Here is an 18,403-nt window from a genome sequence, read left to right on the forward strand (position 1 = left end):
AATTTCTTGCGATCAGGATGAACGGGACCAACGCAGTTGAACGGATCTGGATGAGCGGCGGGGCAGAGAACATTCCAACGACTCGAGCGATCTCCAATCATTCCAACGCCCGCTGGGTGATGCTTTCCTGTATTGCTATTGCTGTCCAGATCAGCGCACTCTCGCTTCTTGGTCGTCATTGGTTCTGCGGTTGCGGAACGATCGAGTTCTGGCAGGGGACGCTGGACCCGATGCAGAACTCGCAGCAACTCACCGATCCTTACAGCTTTCTGCATTTCGCCTTCGGATGCGGCCTGTTTGTCTGGCTGAAGATGATCCGGCCGCAATGGCCGCTCATGCGCCGCGCCACCTATGCCATCATCAGCAGCATGATCTGGGAGGTGATGGAGAACCTGCCTTTCATCATCCAGATCTTCGGCGCGGAAGGAAGCGGGATGGACTATTACGGCGATAGTATCGCCAACTCACTTGGCGATACTGCTGCCGTGCTCGTTGGTTTTCTTGCAGCCTCGCGCATGCCAACTCCCGTCACAGTTTCAGCCATCGTCGCGCTCGAAATCGTGACCTTCATCATGATCGGCGACAGCGTGATTGCGGGCCTGCTTCGGATCACCACCTCGACAAGTATGATCTAGATACACCGGTTCGTTGTCGCCTTCTTGAAGACGAAGGACCGCGGGCCATTTACCTTCGCCTGAAACCAGGACGCTTCCCTTGCACTTCGCGCTGATCTGCCCACCGTTCAAGAGCCATATCGCAGTCTTCGAAACGCTCGGGCAAGAGCTTCTTCGGCGTGGCCACCGCGTCACCTTTCTCGTCAACAAGGGTATAGACCACGAGGTCTCATCGCAATTTGACGTTCAGCCGGTGGAGGGAACAGATCGGCGTCAGTTGGACGGCATCATCAAGCGTGCGTCGCGGCCAAGCGGTCCGCTTGGCATCCTGCGAACGGTTCATGACACGGCGGTACTGTCCGAAGCGTTCTGCAGGCACGGATCGGCTCAACTGCGGCAGCTTGGCGTAGACGCAGTGCTCGGCGACCAGATGGAACCGGCAGCCGGGCTTGTTTCTCGCCATCTCCGGCTGCCGCTGATCTCGATCGCCTGTGCTGTTCCTCTGGAACGTGACACGGGAATCCCGCTTCCCTTCCTGTCGTGGCCGTACGACCCGAGCCCAAAGGGGATCAAGCGGAACGAGGGAGGCGAACGCGTGTCGCGCCTGCTGCTGACCGAGCAACGTCGGCTGATCCAGCGCTGGTCCAAGTGCTTCCGCTTGGGTGCGGAATTTGATGATCTTCAGTCCTGCCTTTCGGATCTCGCGACGATCGCCCAGACAACGGAAGGCTTCGATTTTCCGCGCGCATCGCATAACAAGCGGCTCCACATGGTCGGCCCCATTCGGGGGGTGCAGAAAGCGGCTGGTGTCCCCTTCCCCATCGACCCGCAGAGGCCCTTCGTCTTCATGTCGCTCGGCACACTGCAGGGTCACCGGTTCCGGCTCTTTCGAACCGCCGCGCGGGCCTGCCGCGAGCTTGATGTGCAATTGCTTGTTGCGCATTGCGGCGGCATGAGCAAAGGCCAGGAAAAGGCTTTGGGCGCCAGCTGGGTGACGGATTTTGCTCCGCAACGGGAGGTGTTGGAGCGTGCAGACCTCTGCATCACGCATGGCGGGATGAATACGGTCATGGACGCGCTGGAGTTCGCGACGCCGATGATCGCGCTGCCGATCGCCTTCGACCAGCCCGGTGTGTCCGCCCGCATCGTCCACCACAGGGTGGGCTTGCGTCTCTCGCCGCATTTCCTGACCACCGCGAAGATGAAACAGGCAATCCAGACGCTGCTTTCCGATTCCACCTATTCCGAAAAAGCTAAGGCTATGGACCAATCCATTGCCGCGGCCGGAGGTCTCAGGAAGGCTGTTGATATCATTGAGAGCACCGTCTCTGGAAAGGTGGGAGCCGACGGCGCACCAGAGGCGAAAGTCGCAGGCGCGAGTTGATCCCGTCGGCCCACAGGAACTTTACTCAGTTCGAAACGGCTTGATGATCCTCGTCCTGCAAGGCGCGCGGATCATATTTTCGCTTGTTCTCCTGGAGCTTCTTCACAAGCCGGTCCGCTGGTTCGGCATACACGAAACCGAAGGAAACGCAGCCATCGCGGCCTTCCACCGCGTGGTGCAGGCGATGCGCCTGGTAGACGCGCTTCAGGTAACCCTTTCGCGGCACATATTTGAATGGCCACCGCTGGTGCACGAGGCCATCGTGCATGAAGAAATAGAGCACGCCGTAAATCGAGATGCCGACGGCGATCCACCACAGCGGCCATAACCAGGCTGAACCGATCCAGAAGAGCGCGACCGCAAAGCAGGCGAAGATCACGGCGTAGAGATCGTTCTTCTCCAGAGTTTCATCATGTGGCTCATGATGCGACTTGTGCCACTTCCAGCCCCAGCCGTGCATGATGTGCTCGTGCGACCATGCCGCGAACCACTCCATGAACACGACGGTGCCGACAACCAGTACGGTCGGGACCAGATAAGACAGTATGACTTCCATTCTCGACCTCAGTTCGTTTTCGCGCGCAATGCGAGTTGACGCTGCGCGGGCAATTTCCACCACGGCACCCAAGGCGCGTCATGGTGTTCGTGGTGATACCCGAAGTGGAAACACGTCAGCAAAGACAGGATGGGGGAGAAGTCGTTGCTGCGCGCCCGGTGTTGATCGGTAAAGGTTTCCTCGTCAATCCTGTGGGGTCGGTAAGTCCCGAAATAGAAGAGCTGTATTGACGACAGGATGCCCGGCAACGCCCAGAAGACCAGCATCGTCGGGAAGCGCTCCTGTAGGATGACCAGGTAGATGACGACGGCGACCGTCAAGGTGCCGAATTCGCGCCAGCCGAAGTAGTGCCGGAAGAACTTGAGGTACCAAGGCAAGAAGCTCGATGGATGCTCGACATCGAAATCCGGATCCTCGGCCGTTCCCGCATGCCTGTGGTGAGCATGGTGGTTCTTATAGAGTTTATCGTACGAGAACCCGGCATAAATGAAGACGCAGAACCGGCCGATCGCCCGGTTCAGCTTCGGGTGTCGCGGCGCGAGCGAACCGTGCATGGAGTCATGGGCGATGATGAACAGGCCGACGCTCAGCCAGCACTGCAAGGCGATGACCAGTGGAGCCGCGAGGAGATGAGACGTAACGCTCCAGTCGACAAGGAAAATCGCGCTGATATGGACGGCAAGCCAGGCGAGGATGACGAGGCTCGCCAGGACCAGGCCGATGGTTGTGTGACTGCGGCCGATCCGGGCATCAGTGGTTGGGGCAGCCATTGTGCATTTCCTTTTAGAACTGCAGGCGCCGTCGAGCCAGCATCAATGCGACCAGGGTTCCGACAGCAGCCATCGCTAGCAGGCAAAATATCTCCGGAAGGATGTCCGACAAGCCCTCGCCCCGCCACAAAGTGCCGTAATAGGCCTCGATGACCCAGGTATTGGGGGTATAGTGCCCGAGATCCTGAAGCCATTGCGGCATCATGAATCGCGGCACCATCGAACCTCCGATAGCCGAACAGATCAGCACCACAAATGTGGAGATAGTTTGCGCCTGGTGCCGGGTCGTACTGGCACTTGCGACCGCCAGTGCCAGACCCGCGGCCCCCAGGGAAGCAGCAATCGACGTCAGCAGCCAAAGCCCGATCTGCTGGGTCAGGTCGAGATGGTAGACCAGCGCAGCAACAGCGAAGATCACGCCGACCTGCAGCAGGCCTTGGATCGTGACGAACAGGAACTTGCCGAGCACGACCGCATCCGTTCCCGCGGGCCCGACGGCGATCCGATCCAAAATCCCAGAGTTGCGCTCCTCGATCAGCGTCGCGGCGCTTTGCAGGGCGGAGAACAGCAGGAACATGATCGCAACGGCGCCGGCGTAATAGGTGATGCTCGCGTTGGAGCCAACTGACGAACCGACCGAAATTGTCTTGATCAGGTTGCCCGAGCTCCTATCATTGGTTGTATCGCCATCGCCCTGACGTGCCAGCGCCTCCACGGTTGCAGAAAGCCGGGCAAACTGCTCCGGTGTTAAGGCTCCAACGACGCTCTCGAAGGTCGATGCTGTCCTCAGCAGGGCCAGATCCGGCAGCTCGGTTTGGACAAGCGCCTGAATGCGACCGGCCAAAATTGCACCAGCCATGGTCTTGCTCGGCTCCACCAAAACCGTCACCGGTGGTGCGTCGACATCTTCCAGGCGGCCGCCAATGAAGACCCCCACATCCGCCTGCCCCCGTTCAACCCGCGCGGCGACATCATCTCGATTCGCGAGTGACGGAGAAACATGCAATGCCGGGTCGCTCCGCAGCGCCCTTTCGAAGGCTTCGGTCGAGGGCGTGGATGAAGCCGCCCCGAAAGCTACCTTCAACTGCAGCTTGTCGCTTGCTGTCGCCGCAAAAATGGAAGCAAGGATCAGGAATATCGCCGCCGGCAGCACGAATGCCAGGACCAGAGCACCCCGATCGCGCAAAAGGCTCAGGGTCATCACACGAAGCATGGCGAAGATCATGCAGCATCTTCTCCGGCGGTCCAGCCGACCGGATGGGAGAGTTGCAGCAACAGGCTGTCCAGCCCGGGCCGCCTCAGGCGGATCTCCCGAGGCGAAAGGCCTGCATGCTGCAGAACTGCAGAGACTTCAACGATGGATCCTTCGCCGACCCGACTCCAGTTAGGCGCGCCACCTGCGGATGAGAAACCAAGTTTATGAAGTACCTTTTCCTGCACCGGCGACAGACGCTGCCCGAACTCCAGGATAATCTCGCTCTGCGCTCCAAATGCAGCGTCCAGCAGCGCACGCGGCGCTCCTTGTGGGGCAATCACGCCGTCGTGGAGAAACCCAACGCGATCGCAAAGGCTCTCCGCCTGCTGCAGGTCATGCGTGACCAGCAGTATGCCCATTCCACGGGTGCTCAGCCTCTTGATGAAGCTTTCGAGGCTGTTGCGGGCATCAAGATCAACGCCCACCATGGGTTCATCGAGTATCAGCAAGGCGGGGTGGTGCAGGATAGCCGCTGCGATGTTGGCACGTCGCTTCCAGCCTCCAGACAAGGTCTCAACGAGATCGTTGCCGCGCTCATGCAGGTTGGAAACGTGCCCCACCTCTTCGATCGCAGCTTTGGTTTGGGCTCGAGTGAGCCCCGAGATGCGGCCGAACACTTCGAGGTTCTCGTAGACCGTAAGGTGTGGGTAGAGCGCGATTTCCTGTGGCACGAGCCCGATTGACCGCGACAGATCCTGCCGCTTGCTCTGGCCGGCAATGTCAATCGTACCCGCTACGGGCCGTAAGCGTCCGCAGATGGTGCGCACGAAGGTTGTCTTCCCCGCGCCATTGCCACCCAGCAGACCGAAAATTTCCCCAGGCTCCACGGTGAGATCAATCCCTTTCAGGACGTTTTTATCACCGTAACGGGCGCGTAGGTCACGGACCTCAAGGGCAGCGGCGCTCTCTATCATGGCGCACCACTATCACCCACCAAGGCTGCCGTCCATTTACAGCGGTACGTTAAAGCCCCAAGCTGACCAAATCGCACCCGATTACGGCGTCTGGATCGGTGCGGTCAGGACGACGCGCAACCCCGGCAGATTGTCTTCCTCGTCGAGATGCCCACCGAGCCGTTCAACGATGGCCTGCAGCATCCGTGAACCGAAACCGCCGGATCCCGTATTCTGCTTGCCCTTGCCGCGATCGGCGACGATCAGCCGCAGCATTCCGCGATGTTGTTCAAGCTTGATCCCGAGTGGACCGGCCCCGCCGCCATAGGCGTATTTCTGGGCGTTAATCACCAGTTCCGTCAGGACCAGACCAACATTCACCGCCTTGTCGGTGGCAATCAGGATCGGCGCGAGATCGAGATCCAGTTGCTCCTGCCAACTTGCATCCATGCCCTGCGTCATATCGATGAGAAGCGTCTCGATATAGCGGGAGAGATCGATCACCTCGACGCTGTCGTCCTGGTACAGCCGGCGATGGACGAGAGCGACTGCGTTGAGGCGCTTCTGCGCCTCGTCGAGCGTAGCCTTGACCTCCTGGGACGCCGCATCACGGGACTGGAGGCGCAGGAATGCCGACACGAGCTGGAGCGAGTTCTGGACGCGGTGGTTCACCTCCTTGAGGAGATAATCCTTCTGCCCGAGCAGGCTCTGGTTTTCACGCAGGCTTGTCGAAAGCTCCCGGTTCAGCTCTCGCATGCGCTGGTTGTTGCGTTGCTCGAGCATCAGGCGAACGATGCGACCTGCCGCTTCGACCTCCGCGAGGCTCCATGGGGGTGCCTTGCCTCGCACGCTCTCCGTCCAGGCCTCGAAAGATGCGCGCGGCTGCAGCGTCGCATCCGGCTCCAGCGATACGCCCTTGTGCGGATTGCCGGCCCATTTCACGACCTCGATCTGCTCCGCCCGGAACCACATGAGGATCGTCGGGACCTCGGTCGACATTGTCACCGCAAGCAGGCCGCTCACCTGTTCACGGAACGCTTCCGCTTCCGGCCACTGGTGCGACAGGCTGGAGCTTGCGAATGGCTGGCGCGCCGCTGGAAGCCGCACGTGATCAGCAATCCTGCGAAGGTCGATCTTGTCCGGCACCTTGCCGAAGACGAACAGGTCCCTGCCCTGGGCAGCGGCAAAGCCGTCCGCGGTGAGAAGACCTGCAATGGCCGGACCGGATTTTTCAAAGAAGTCGTGAAGCGAGCCGTCGCTTCCCAGTTGCGCCAAGACTGCGTCCTCCTGCGACCGCAACCGGATGCGCTCCCGGTAGAGCTCGGCCTCCTCCTTTGACCGGATCTGCCTCGAAAGTGCATTCGAAAGCGCCTGACATGCGGTGCGCGTCGCCAAGGGGATCGATCGAGGCTGGCTGTGGTGGCAGGCGATAAGCCCCCAGAGGATACCGTCCTTGACGATCGACACTGAAGCGGAGGCCGCAACGCCCATGTTCTTGAGATACTGGACGTGAACCGGCGAAACGCTGCGCAGCGTCGAATCGCTGAGATCCAGTCCGGTCAGATCAACGTCGGATCGGATGGGCTGCGGCACGTAACCGACGTCCGGGATGACCCGAGACCGGTTCCGCAGGTAAAGCGCGCGCGCCTGCTTGGGGATATCTGAGGCTGGGAAATGATGGTTCATGAAGCTCGACATGCCGTCGGCCGTACTTTCAGCAATGACGACACCGGCATCATCGTCGAGAAACTGGTAGATCATCACCCGGTCGTAACCGGTTAGCTCGCGGAAGATCGCTGCGCCTTCGCGACAGAGATCGGCCACACTGGTCGTTCGCTCGAAGCGCGAGCTCGCCGCGTCCAGCGTCGTGAGGAATGGCACGGCCTCCACAGGTTCGGCTTCCGCGGGCTCGAACTCGAGAACCAGAAAGGCGCCGGATCGATAGGCAACGACGTCTGCGGCACCAGCCGGCGTATCAATACGCCCAAGCGGGGTCAGCTTTCCGGTCGTGGCGCCTTCAAGCCTCTGGCAAAGGCGTTCACTGAGAAAGGCGGAGACTTCCGTGCCGCGGCTATAGGCAGGGATGAAGCGCGAAACTTCGCCCGCTTCTCCGACTGTTCGCAGCGACGCCGGCTCGACGACGAGAAGCACACCATGGGGCTGGATGGAGCCCGGGATATGGATCGGCTCCCGGTCGCACGAGGTGATATCTGGCACTGCGTAACGCTGTTCGTTCATCTATTCCTCTCGACCCGGAGACCCGGGCCACCGTTTCCGAACTTGCAATCATACGGCCCCAATCAGTGACCACTCGAATGCGGTATAACCGGAAAATTCCCGTATGGCGAACATGACCAGCTGTCAGGGAGCGACAGATCCGGCGCCATTACGCTTCTGCTAGAAAAACGGGAGAGGTCGAGCAGCGGTTGCTCGCAGCCAAGGGCGATAGTCGAAGGGGCAAAGCGCTGGAGAAAATGTAACAAAAGGGCGGGAATGACCCGCCCTCCGTTTGTTTAAGCCGATACTGCCTTACGGATGCCGGCCTGTTCCAGAATCGGCAGAACTTCATCGCGGAAGTACGGGAACTCCTCCGCATAGTCCACGAAGGACAAGGTGGTGCCGTTGAAGCCGGCGGCATGAAGCGCAAGAATGCCTTCGGCTACCTGCTGCGGTGTGCCGACGAGCGGGAAGCCGCCATGGCCCATCGCCATGCGATCCCGGATCAGCGAAAGCAGATCATGCGGGAAAGAGTGCGCATGGGCAAACTGCAGCCGCACGAGATTGTCGACTGCTTCCCAGTCCGCGTTCGCCTGGCCGAAATGCTGGACGTAATCCTTGGCTTCCTTTTCCGTCGGACGGCAGACCACGTGACTGAAGGTTAGAACGCCAACGTTGCGTTGCGCGTCAGCCCCCTGCTTCTTGAGCGCTGCGACCTCTTCCTTGGAGCGGCCGAGATCGATCGCGGGTGTGAAGAGGAAATCGGCATTTCGAACTGCGAATCCTCGTCCCTCGCCCGAACCGGCAGCGTTGAGGATCGGGACCTTGCGAGATGGCCGCGGATCGCCGAGGACGTTCTTGAGGTTGAAATAGTTGCCGGACCAGTCGAACGCCTCTTCCCGCTCCCAAAGCGCCTTGACGATGTCGAACCACTCCTGCGCGTAAGCGTAACGTTCTTCATGACCGGCGACGAGTTGAAGCCCAAGCGCGTCGTATTCCGGCTGGTTCCAACCCGCGACGATATTGAGCCCGACCCGCCCCTGGCTGATCTGGTCGATAGTGGCGATCTGCTTGGCAGCGACGACCGGGTGGTTCGCCGCCACATGAATGGTGGCAAAAACATTGATGTTCTGGGTCTTTGCCAAGAGACCGGCAGCCCAGGTCATCGTTTCGAGCACGCCGCCGTGGAAGTTGGTTTCACCGCCGTAGCCGATCCAGCGGGCGATCGGCAGCATGAAATCGATGCCTGCGTCGTCCAGCATGGTCGCCAGCCGGAGATTGTTTTCCCAGGAGTTTACCCAGCGCTCCGGCACCTTTGTCACGGACATGCCGCCCGAGCAGTTGGAAGCGAAGGTGCCGAGCAGGAACTGGTTGTCGGCGAACATGCTGTTGGTCATTTGGAGCCCCTCTTTTGATAGCCTTTATGATAGAAATTCTATCTGAAATTCGAACTTGTCAATCGGGAATGTTTTCTCCACCTTCGCCTTGACGCGCCACGTCACGTGATGGTCGCTTGGAGCAACGAGATGAAGAAAGAGACGAACACGGCCACACCTTCGGAGGACGCTAGCCACCGCGTCTGGCACTTGGCGCGCAACGAGCTCGAAGAGGATGTTGCTGGGCTCGAATATGCCCTGATGCGTGGCTTCGAGGCCTTTGGCCGCTGGCAAGGCGAATGTCTGGCATCCGTGATGGATATCTCCGCAAGCGGGCCTGAAAACGCCATGCTGCATATCATCCGCATGCACGACCGCCCGAAGACGATCAAGGAACTTGCGCGTCTGACCAATCGCGACGATATCCCGAACATGCAGTACAGCCTGCGCAAGCTCGTAGCCGCTGGACTTGTGTCCCGTCACGGGAGCGGGCGATCAGGCGTGACTTACACCGTGACGGAACAGGGGCGACAGGTGACCGATCGGTATGCCGATGTGAGGGCTACACTGTTCATCACGGCAATTCAGTCGATCCCGGAGTTGCGAAACCGGCTCAAAGACGCCGCTGCGACGATCGATCTGCTGACCGGCATTTATGAACAAGCGGCGCGCCATGCCGCCACCCAGCGGCACTTCAATCAGTCTTCATGACTGGCAATAGAGACCGTTCTTGGAGAACTTCGCGGAAGCGAGCTTCCAGACCGGTGAGGCGGAGCGGACAGGAGACGCTTGGCTGTAGCCAGTCTCCTTAAGAACTTGGTTCGGCCAATGTTTCCCGATCCAGCCACTCCGGATCAATCTCCGGAAGCGGAATGGCATCGAGCAGCGCGCGCGTATAGCCGCTTTGGGGAGCCGCGAAGACCTGCTCGCATGGCCCCTCCTCCACCACCTTTCCGAAACGCATGACGCAGACCCGGTCGCAGACCGCACGAATGACCGATAGGTCATGGCTGATGAAGGCGAGCGCCAGGCCAAGCTCTCTCGACAGATCCTTGAGCAGGTTCAGAACTTGCGCCTGAGTTGACACGTCGAGGCCCGAAACGATCTCGTCCGCCAGCACGAAATCCGGCTCAAGCAGCGCCGCGCGTGCAATGCCAATCCGTTGGCGCTGGCCGCCGGATAGTTCATGGGGATTGCGGTCGAGAACGATCTTCGGAAGCGTGAACCGGTCCAGGATGCTCATTACCCGCGCTTCGGCGTCGGCGGCATTCGACGCCACCCGATGAAACAGCAGCGGCTCGACCAGGATGCGGCGAATGGAATGGCGCGGGTTGAGCGACGCCATCGGGTCCTGGAAGATCATCTGCATGCGCCGGCGAAGCGGTCGCATCTGCTCATCCGGGAGATGGGTGATGTCCATGCCGTCGAAGTGGATCGTTCCAGCTGAGGTGTTCACCAACCGCAGCAGCGCGCGTCCGAAGGTGGTCTTGCCGGATCCGGATTCGCCGACAATGCCAATGGTCTCGCCGCGCTTGATGGAAAGATCGACGCCGTGCAGCACCTTGTGGCCCCGACTGCCGAAAAGGCCGCCACCGCCATAGGTGACTTCGATACCCTTGGCGACCAGAAGATCCTCAGCCATCACATGATCCCCATTTCGGCGCGCAACTGGTCGAAGATCGCCTGCGGCACCGGCTCGAGGCCTGCGGTCGGCCTGTCATAGCGCGGTCCTGCTGCGAGCAATGCTTTGGTATAGGCGTGCTTTGGTGTCGCCAGGACTTGCGCGGTGGGTCCCGCCTCGATCACCTTTCCAGCGTAAAGCAGCGTGACCGTATCGCAGATCTGCGCAACAACACCGAGATCGTGGGTCACGAAGATCATGCCCGTGCCGTGGGTTTTTTGCATGCCGCGGATCAGTCGCAGAATCTGTTTCTGCACCGTGACATCGAGTGCTGTCGTCGGCTCGTCCGCCACAACCAGTTTCGGCTCAAGTGCGAAGGCGGCCGCGATGAGGACGCGCTGGCGCATCCCGCCCGACAGTTCGTGCGGATAGGCTTTGAGCACGCGCTCCGGATCTCGAATATGCACCTCTTCGAGCAGCTTCAGCGCCTTGTCGTGCGCCGCCTGGCGGGACAAGCCGCGCCGCATCCGCAGCCCATCCGTCAGTTGGGACTCGACCCGGCGGCCGGGGTTGAGTGCAGTCTGCGGGTCCTGAGGGATCAGAGAGATCTCGCTTCCCATGATGTCGCTCAACTGCTTTGGCTTCAGTGTGAGGAGGTCTTGCCCCTCGAAGCGGATGGCGCCGCCCGTCACCCGCACCGTGCGCGGCAAGATGCCAAGGAGCGCCTTGGCGATGGTTGATTTGCCGGCGCCACTTTCGCCAACCAGACCGCGAACCTCGCCACGTTCCAGCCTCAGCGACACATCACGCAGGATCGGGGCACCATTCTCGCGGTCCGAGACGGCGGACAGGCCGGTGATGGAAAGAAAAGGTTCTGTCATCGACGCATCATCGGGTCGAGTGCGCGGCGCAAGCCATCGCCGAGCTGGTTGAACGCAAGAACGGTAAGGAACAGCAGCACCAGAGGTGCCACCAGCACCCACCAGCCTTGATAGATGATCGCGCGGCCTTGAGCGATCATGCCGCCCCAGGTGGGCGTGTCGGAGGAGACCGAAAGCCCCACGAAGGAGAGGATGGCTTCAACGATGACCGCTATGCCCATTTCGAGGCTCAACAGCGCCACAATCACCGGCGCCACATTGGGCAGGATCTCGGAGAACAATATTCGGGCTTTGGGAAAGCCGATGGTCTGCGCCGCCGTGACATAATCCATCTGTGCCTGCGCCATCGTCTCGGACCGCACGACGCGGCAAAAGCGGGTCCAGTCGATGATGACGATCGCTGCGATGACCGAATGCACCCCGGACCCGAGCACCGCGACAAGCAGGATCGACAAGAGCACCGGCGGAAACGCCATCCAGATGTCGACGAGGCGCGAGATCACCACATCCACCCAGCCGCGATACCAGCCGGCCAGCAGGCCAAGCATCGTGCCGAGCAGTGCCGCAAGACCCGCGGCGACGAAAGCGACGATCAGCGCGGTCCGGCTGCCGTGGATGAGACGTGAGAGAACGTCGCGCCCGAGATCGTCCGTGCCCAGCCAATAGCCGGGTTCCGTCCCTTCGTAACCAGTTGGAGGCAGGGTGCCGAGCATCAGGTCCTGTTCCAGCGGATCCTTTGGTGCCAGCCATGGGGCGAAGACGGCGGCAATGAGCAGCAGCAGGATGAAACCTCCTGCCAGGACGACCTTCGGCTCCGAAAGAGCGGCCTTGAGCGACTTACGCATGACGAAGCCTCGGATTGAAGGCTGCCACAAGCAGGTCAACGCCAAGATTGATAAGGATGAACAATGCGCCAAAAACCAGGACGAGCCCCTGGATCAGCGGCAGGTCGCGGTTGATGACGGCGTCGATCGCCATGTTGCCGATACCCGGATAAGCAAAGATGCGCTCAACGATGACGGTGCCACCAATCAGGAAGGTGAATTGCACGCCGGTGAGGGCAACGGTTGGGCCGATCGCATTGCGCAAGGCTTCCTGCATGATGAGGCGCAGGTTCGACTTTCCCTTGAGCTTGGCGAGCAGGATGTAATCCTGAACCATCGCCTCCAACAGCGCTTCCTTGAGCACCCGGGCGATGATGGCGGCGAGCGGCAGGCCCAGCGCAAGCACTGGCATGATCATGTGCGAGGAAATGTCGACAATGGCCGAAAGGCGCAGCGTCAGCAGGCTTTCGATAAGATAGAAATAGGTGAAGAAGTCGTTCTGCACCGACGGATCAACCCGACCGGATAGTGGGAAGACGGGGAAGAAGACACCGAAGACCGAGATAAGCGCCAGCGCCCAGACGAAATCCGGCACGGCTAGGATCGTGCCGTTCACTGTGTCGAGGACAGGCTCAAGAAAGGTCCGGCGGACAAGCGTGCCGATTATGGCGATTGCACCACCGAGCAGCACTGCGAAAACGAGCGCTGCAACCGCAAGTTCGAGCGTTGCCGGCAGCCGTTCAGCGAGAAGCTCCAGCACGTTGCGGCGCAGCGAGATGGATGTGCCGAAGTCGCCTAAAAGGATCGCCTTCAGCCAGATCCAGAATTGCGACAGGATCGAGCCATCAAGCCCGTAGTTTGCGCGCATCTGGGCAATCTGCTCGGGCGTCGAGCCGGGCGAGATCATCATGGCAATCGGATCGCCCGGCACAACGCGGAGCAGCACAAAGACGACAACGGCAACGCCGAAGAGCGTGACGGCCGCCAGTGCGATCCTGTTGAGGGCTGAGAGTAAAATCAGGGGCATGAAACAAGGCCTCACGCGCGGAAGCCGAGGCTATCCGAGCGGTTTGCGGCGAGCAAGCGAAGAAAGATGTAGGAGAGGCGGGCGTACAGGCACCCGCCCCTTCGTATTTCAGGCCTTGGCGACCAGGGTCGGCTGGAGCGCGCCGGAGACGTTCGGCGTCACCTTCAACGAAGACTTGTAGACGATCGGCTGGGCATATTGCAGTAACGGGATCACGTATCCCTGTTCGGCGATATATTTGCAGACGGCCTTCCAGCCGGCGATACGCTTTTCCTCGTCCTTCTCACCCCAGAGCGGGCCGATCATGTCATCGAGGTCCTGGGTGTTCCAGACCGAGTGTGGTGATGGGCCGAACATTGCGAAGCCGGTCGATGTCGTTGGGTCGCCGATTGCGTTACCCCAGTTGTAGAACGCGGCCGGCGCAAGCTGGTCAGCCGCGCGCAGTTCGTAGTGCTTGGCGATCTCGTAGACTTCGATCTCTGCCTCGATCCCGACCTTGCGCCACATGCCGACGATAGCCTGGACCATTTCGTAGTCCTTCGGCTTGAGGCCGCGCGTCGTCTGGATCTTGAACTTTGCGGGCTTGTCGGTGGAGTAGCCGGACTCAGCGAGCAGTTTCTTCGCGAGTTCCGGATCATACGGCACCTTGATCGACGGATCGTAGGCCGAATATTCCGGGGCTTCCAGCGTATCGAGCGGCACGCCATAGCCGCGCAGCAGGCGCTTGACGATGGCTTCCTTGTCAATTGCGTGGCAGGCGGCAAGACGCACGTTCTTGTCGTTCATCACGTCGATATTATTCAGGAAGATCATGCCGATATCGGAGATCGGTGTCGCTACGCCGGCCAAGCCATCCTTCTGCTTCAGGCGGTCGAACTCCTCATAAGGGACTTCCAGCGTGATGTCGGACGAGCCGGATTCGATCTCGGCAACGCGGCTGGTGCCGTCCGGCACGAACTTGAAGATGACCGTTTCGAATGCAGGCTTGCCGCCCCAGTAGTTCGGGTTGGCCTTCAGGCGCAGGAAGGCGTTGCCCTCATAGGCATCCACTATGTACGGGCCCGTTCCGATTGGCTTCTTTTCGAAGCCGTCGGCGCCTGCCTTCTCGTAGTAGGCCTTGGGCAGGATATAGCCGGTGAGGAATGCCATCCACATGAAGTAGGTTGGCTCGAAACGCAGCACATCGCCGGTGATCTTGTTGCCTTCGATCTTGTAGTTGCCGACGGTGGACCAGATGAACTGGATCGGATTGCCGGTCTTTTCGTCGGCAGCGCGTTCAAGCGACCAGACAACATCTTCCGGCGCGAACGGGCTGCCGTCGTGCCAGGTCACACCCTCGCGAACATCCATCCAAACCTTCGTCTTGTCCTCGTTCCAGCCCCAGCCGGTCAGTAGACCCGGCGCGAACTTCAGGTCCGGGTCCTGGCCAATGTACTGGTCGAACACCGAGCGATAGATCGCCTGGATCGTCGGATTCACCGCCGAAGGACCGACGGTTGGGTCGAAGGACGGTAGGTTGACGTTGAAGGCGATGGTGAGCGTGTCGGATTGGGCGGCTTGCACCGGCATACGCCCGGCGAGAACGCCGGTTATGAACGCAGCAGCACCCAGACCCAACGACTGGCGGCGGGTAATATTGGTCATCGTGAACTCCGTCGTTCCCCTTGTTCAGCGGCAGTTCAGGCTCCCGGCCCTGCCGCTGATTTATTGATCGGAATACTTTAACCCTAAAATACAGGCGGTCGCCTCGCAAGTGGATTCTCACGCATCACACAGTTTGGGGCGGCGATATATCCTGTGGCGGCTAATTTAGGTGACGATAGCAAAAGCAACGGTTGCTCCACTGAAGTAAAGACACCAGCGCAAGCTGCATAAACCTTTAGGCTTCAAACAATTGGCTTGCAGCGCTTGCGGCGTGATGTAGCATGTGACGCAAGGAACTCATGTCGCGCATTGGGAGCAATCATGAACTACGACGCCGTCGTCATCGGAGCAGGCCACAACGGGTTGGCGGCTGCGATCGAACTTGCTTCCAAGGGCTGGTCCGTGGCTGTCGTCGAGGCGAATGTCGAACCGGGCGGCGCGGTTAAGACGCGTGAGCTCACCCTGCCGGGCTTTCGGCACGACCTGTGCGCCATGAACCTTTCCATGTTCGCGGGCTCCGCCTTCTTCAACAAGAACAAGGACGATCTCATCGCGCACGGGCTGGGCCTCGTTCCCGCACCGAACTGCTTCGCAAGCGTCTTCAGGGACCAGACCTGGCTCGGCGTCAGCACCAATCTCGAAGATACGGCCGCACGCATCGCTGCACTCTCTGAGAAGGATGCTGCGGCCTGGCGGACGATGCTTGCTGAATTTGGCGCCGATGCACCGCATATCTTCGGGCTTCTCGGTTCGCCCATGCCGTCGCTTGCCTCGGCGAAGGTTGCCTGGAAGGCCTGGAGGAGCCGCGGCACGCGCTGGCTCTATGACACGCTGAGACTGCTTGTCGGCTCGCCTCGCGACTTTCTCGACTCCCGGTTCGAAAATCCCAAGGTCAAGGCAATGATGGCAGCCTGGGGTCTTCATCTCGATTTTTCACCGGATGTCGCGGGCGGCGCGCTCTTCCCTTATCTCGAATCCATGGCGAACCAGGCATTCGGCATGGTAATCGGGCAAAACGGAGCCGATACGATCGTTAAGTCGATGGTGTCGCTCTTCAAGGCAAAAGGCGGGGAGCTGATCCTCGGAGCCGCTGTCGATCGGGTTATCACCGAGGGCGGCAAAGCCACGGGTGTCAGGCTCGCTGATGGGAGGACATTATCGGCGCGCAAGGCAGTAATCGCCAACGCGCATCCGCAACTGGTGTTCGGCAAGCTGCTTCCCGCTGACCCTGCGCGAGCCGAATTCGACGCGCGGCTTTCCAAGTACCGTGCCGGTCCAGGCACGATGATGATCCATCTGGCGCTGGACAGCCTGCCAGATTGGACGGCAGGCGAGGAGTTGAAGACGTTCGCTTATGTCCACCTGGCGCCGGACCTAGAGATGATGAGCCGCGTCTATACGGAAGCACTGGGTGGCTTGCTGCCGGTTGAGCCGGCGCTGGTTGTGGGGCAGCCAACCGCGGTGGACCCCGGCCGTGCGCCTGACGGCAAGCATGTTCTCTGGGTGCAGGTACGCGTCCTTCCGGCGGAGATCCGGGGCGACGCTGCGGGCGAAGTCACCAGCGCCGACTGGGATCAGGTCAAGGATTCCTATGCCGATCGCGTCATGAACATCCTGGAAGGTTATGCGCCGGGAATCGGCGGCAAGGTGCTCAGCCGCTCGGTCTTCTCGCCGATCGATCTGGAGCGCGAGAACCCTAACCTCATCGGCGGCGACAACCTCGCTGGCTCCCATCACCTGGACCAGAACTTCCTGTTCCGACCGGTGCCTGGTTACTCCCGCTACAAGACGCCGGTCCCGTCGCTCTATCTGTGCGGCGCCTCCACCTGGCCCGGTGCCGGAACCGGTGCGGGTTCGGGCTTCATGCTGGCACAGATGCTGGGCGGCAAATAGGGCCGCCCCTCCGAAAGCCTTCAAGGGTCGAGAGTGGTGACCGTCATCTGAGCCACCGTCTCTGCCACCTGGCGGGCCTGCACACGGATGTCAGGCACGGCGGTGATTTCCCAGAACTGGCCGGCCGCCAGAGCCCCAACGACAAAAATGTCGGCGCGGGACGTTCGCGCCCCGCCCGTGGCACGTGACTGGTCATCGACCTGAACGCCGAGCCCGAGGGGATCTGCCGTTATGAACTGCTGCGCCGCCATCTCTTTGAGAAGTGGCGAATGCTTGATGCCGGCGCGTTCCATGCCTGTGCAGTTGATGAGCCAGCGGCACTGCACGTCCTCTTCAACCGGCGTGCCTCGCTTCCGGTACCTGATCACCAAGTCGCCGTCCGAAGCGCTCAGATCCTTGATGTAACCGGCCTGGATGCGCAGCGTCCCGTCTTTCACGAGCGGGTCGAACATCGCGAAGACGTCCGGCGCAACACGATGGCGATGGATATTCCACCAGGGCAGCGCGTGGCGCAGGAAGCGGCTTCGTTCTGCCAGGGGAAGCTTCTTCCAGAGCTTCTGGGTGACCGGGCGCAACCCGTCCATGACCGAGCGCCAGTCCGACACGCTCGCCGCCTGTCGGCGAAGCTGCCGGAGAATGCCGCTGATCGACGGCGGTAGGGCATCGACATCAACCTTCACTGCCGGAGCGGGCTGTGCGAGATGCGGAAGTGGCGCCAAGCCGCGCCGGGAGAGAACGGTGATCGGGCCGCGATGTCCATGCGTACCCAAGCTGAGCACCTGGTCGATCATCGTCAGGCCCGAACCGAGGATACAGACGTGATCCTGCCGTCCAACCCGGTTCATCCAGGACAATCGCCACGGGTTTTCCACAATGCGAGACTTTGCTGACCCCGGCAGCGCACTTGTGTCTATCGGCAGGTCGGCGCTGCCAACACCTAGACAGAAGATGATACTGCGGCCGGCGATCTGGTCGCCGTTGTGCAGCTGAAACGCCAGGCTTCCGTTATACTGCTCGACGCAGCCGGTCGCTTTGGCCCGGATGAAATCGACACCGCAGCGTTCGTTGCGCTTGCGCAGAAGTGAAGCGAGGTTGTCGCGCAGATAGAGGCCGTAGTCGCTTCGTGAAGCAAAATCCCCGGTGGAGAGCGGAATATTGCGCGTCTTCAGCCACTCGGAAAAGTCGTCCGGCCGGTCTGCGAAGAGGCTCATCCGACCGGCCGGCACGTTCAGCCGATGGAGGTACAGTTCGCTGCGATAGGCGGTGCCGCGGCCGAAACCCGGATCGTCGCCGATCACGGCTACACGAGCTTCGCGCGGCAAAAGCTCCAGAAGATTGCAGGTCACTGCAATCGCCGAAAAACCTGAACCGACAACAACGACGTCATAGATCAAATGGCACTCCTGGGTGATCGGGTCCAATCATGGGCCAATGTGCCGGGGCTTATA

The 18,403-nt window shown here is 60.6% G+C and carries 17 protein-coding genes; 4 read left to right on the plus strand and 13 right to left on the minus strand.

The window, feature by feature from the left end; translation table 11 throughout:
• The first annotated feature begins 17 nt into the window (after positions 1 to 17).
• Positions 18 to 635, plus strand: a complete 618-nt coding sequence (locus CYG48_RS22005; protein WP_118852776.1) for a DUF2585 family protein — start codon at positions 18 to 20, stop codon at positions 633 to 635.
• Between the two features lie 208 nt (positions 636 to 843).
• On the opposite strand, the gene CYG48_RS22860 is transcribed toward CYG48_RS22005, so the two are convergent.
• On the minus strand, positions 844 to 1,077 hold the full coding sequence (locus CYG48_RS22860; RefSeq protein WP_340162650.1) for a hypothetical protein: 234 nt from the start codon (positions 1,075 to 1,077) through the stop codon (positions 844 to 846).
• 132 nt (positions 1,078 to 1,209) lie between these two features.
• Here CYG48_RS22860 and CYG48_RS22865 point away from each other — a divergent pair, with 132 nt between their 5' ends.
• Positions 1,210 to 1,998: a glycosyltransferase gene (locus CYG48_RS22865; protein ID WP_340162651.1), complete on the plus strand. Its 789-nt coding sequence runs from the start codon at positions 1,210 to 1,212 to the stop codon at positions 1,996 to 1,998.
• A gap of 25 nt (positions 1,999 to 2,023) precedes the next feature.
• On the opposite strand, the gene CYG48_RS22015 is transcribed toward CYG48_RS22865, so the two are convergent.
• From CYG48_RS22015 to CYG48_RS22040, 6 genes are all read right to left on the minus strand, one after another.
• Entirely contained in the window at positions 2,024 to 2,554 is a 531-nt protein-coding gene (locus tag CYG48_RS22015) for a sterol desaturase family protein (protein ID WP_118852778.1), read from the minus strand.
• 8 nt (positions 2,555 to 2,562) lie between these two features.
• Positions 2,563 to 3,324 (minus strand): fatty acid desaturase, encoded by a 762-nt coding sequence (locus tag CYG48_RS22020; RefSeq protein ID WP_118852779.1) that lies wholly within the window; start codon positions 3,322 to 3,324, stop codon positions 2,563 to 2,565.
• A gap of 13 nt (positions 3,325 to 3,337) precedes the next feature.
• On the minus strand, positions 3,338 to 4,549 hold the full coding sequence (locus tag CYG48_RS22025) for an ABC transporter permease (protein WP_118852780.1): 1,212 nt from the start codon (positions 4,547 to 4,549) through the stop codon (positions 3,338 to 3,340).
• Positions 4,546 to 5,493 carry an ABC transporter ATP-binding protein gene (locus CYG48_RS22030; RefSeq protein ID WP_118852781.1) on the minus strand — a complete coding sequence of 316 codons (948 nt, stop codon included), beginning with the start codon at positions 5,491 to 5,493 and terminating at the stop codon, positions 4,546 to 4,548. Before CYG48_RS22030 ends, CYG48_RS22025 begins: the two co-directional genes overlap by 4 nt.
• Positions 5,494 to 5,574: 81 nt before the next feature.
• Positions 5,575 to 7,710 carry a histidine kinase dimerization/phosphoacceptor domain -containing protein gene (locus tag CYG48_RS22035; RefSeq protein WP_118852782.1) on the minus strand — a complete coding sequence of 712 codons (2,136 nt, stop codon included), beginning with the start codon at positions 7,708 to 7,710 and terminating at the stop codon, positions 5,575 to 5,577.
• Between the two features lie 275 nt (positions 7,711 to 7,985).
• On the minus strand, positions 7,986 to 9,086 hold the full coding sequence (locus tag CYG48_RS22040) for an LLM class flavin-dependent oxidoreductase (RefSeq protein WP_118852783.1): 1,101 nt from the start codon (positions 9,084 to 9,086) through the stop codon (positions 7,986 to 7,988).
• Positions 9,087 to 9,215: 129 nt separating this feature from the next.
• Between CYG48_RS22040 and CYG48_RS22045 the strand changes: the two genes are divergently transcribed.
• The gene (locus CYG48_RS22045) at positions 9,216 to 9,776 is read left to right on the plus strand and encodes a winged helix DNA-binding protein (RefSeq protein ID WP_118852784.1); all 561 of its coding nucleotides are present in this window, start codon (positions 9,216 to 9,218) and stop codon (positions 9,774 to 9,776) included.
• Between the two features lie 97 nt (positions 9,777 to 9,873).
• On the opposite strand, the gene CYG48_RS22050 is transcribed toward CYG48_RS22045, so the two are convergent.
• The 5 genes from CYG48_RS22050 to CYG48_RS22070 form a co-directional block, all read right to left on the minus strand.
• The gene (locus CYG48_RS22050; protein ID WP_118852785.1) at positions 9,874 to 10,707 is read right to left on the minus strand and encodes an ATP-binding cassette domain-containing protein; all 834 of its coding nucleotides are present in this window, start codon (positions 10,705 to 10,707) and stop codon (positions 9,874 to 9,876) included.
• On the minus strand, positions 10,707 to 11,567 hold the full coding sequence (locus CYG48_RS22055) for an ABC transporter ATP-binding protein (protein WP_118852786.1): 861 nt from the start codon (positions 11,565 to 11,567) through the stop codon (positions 10,707 to 10,709). The genes CYG48_RS22050 and CYG48_RS22055 overlap by 1 nt, the downstream gene beginning before the upstream one ends.
• On the minus strand, positions 11,564 to 12,412 hold the full coding sequence (locus CYG48_RS22060; protein WP_118852787.1) for an ABC transporter permease: 849 nt from the start codon (positions 12,410 to 12,412) through the stop codon (positions 11,564 to 11,566). The genes CYG48_RS22055 and CYG48_RS22060 overlap by 4 nt, the downstream gene beginning before the upstream one ends.
• Positions 12,405 to 13,412: an ABC transporter permease gene (locus CYG48_RS22065; RefSeq protein ID WP_445304371.1), complete on the minus strand. Its 1,008-nt coding sequence runs from the start codon at positions 13,410 to 13,412 to the stop codon at positions 12,405 to 12,407. The genes CYG48_RS22060 and CYG48_RS22065 overlap by 8 nt, the downstream gene beginning before the upstream one ends.
• A gap of 114 nt (positions 13,413 to 13,526) precedes the next feature.
• Positions 13,527 to 15,062 (minus strand): ABC transporter substrate-binding protein, encoded by a 1,536-nt coding sequence (locus CYG48_RS22070; protein ID WP_118852789.1) that lies wholly within the window; start codon positions 15,060 to 15,062, stop codon positions 13,527 to 13,529.
• Between the two features lie 309 nt (positions 15,063 to 15,371).
• On the opposite strand from CYG48_RS22070, the gene CYG48_RS22075 reads away from it, so the two are divergent.
• The gene (locus tag CYG48_RS22075) at positions 15,372 to 16,955 is read left to right on the plus strand and encodes a phytoene desaturase family protein (protein WP_256371652.1); all 1,584 of its coding nucleotides are present in this window, start codon (positions 15,372 to 15,374) and stop codon (positions 16,953 to 16,955) included.
• Between the two features lie 20 nt (positions 16,956 to 16,975).
• Here CYG48_RS22075 and CYG48_RS22080 read toward each other — a convergent pair whose 3' ends face one another.
• On the minus strand, positions 16,976 to 18,349 hold the full coding sequence (locus CYG48_RS22080) for an FAD/NAD(P)-binding protein (protein WP_118852790.1): 1,374 nt from the start codon (positions 18,347 to 18,349) through the stop codon (positions 16,976 to 16,978).
• Between the last annotated feature and the right edge of the window lie 54 nt (positions 18,350 to 18,403).

Source organism: Neorhizobium sp. SOG26 (genome assembly GCF_003491345.1).
Lineage (GTDB): Bacteria > Pseudomonadota > Alphaproteobacteria > Rhizobiales > Rhizobiaceae > Neorhizobium > Neorhizobium turbinariae.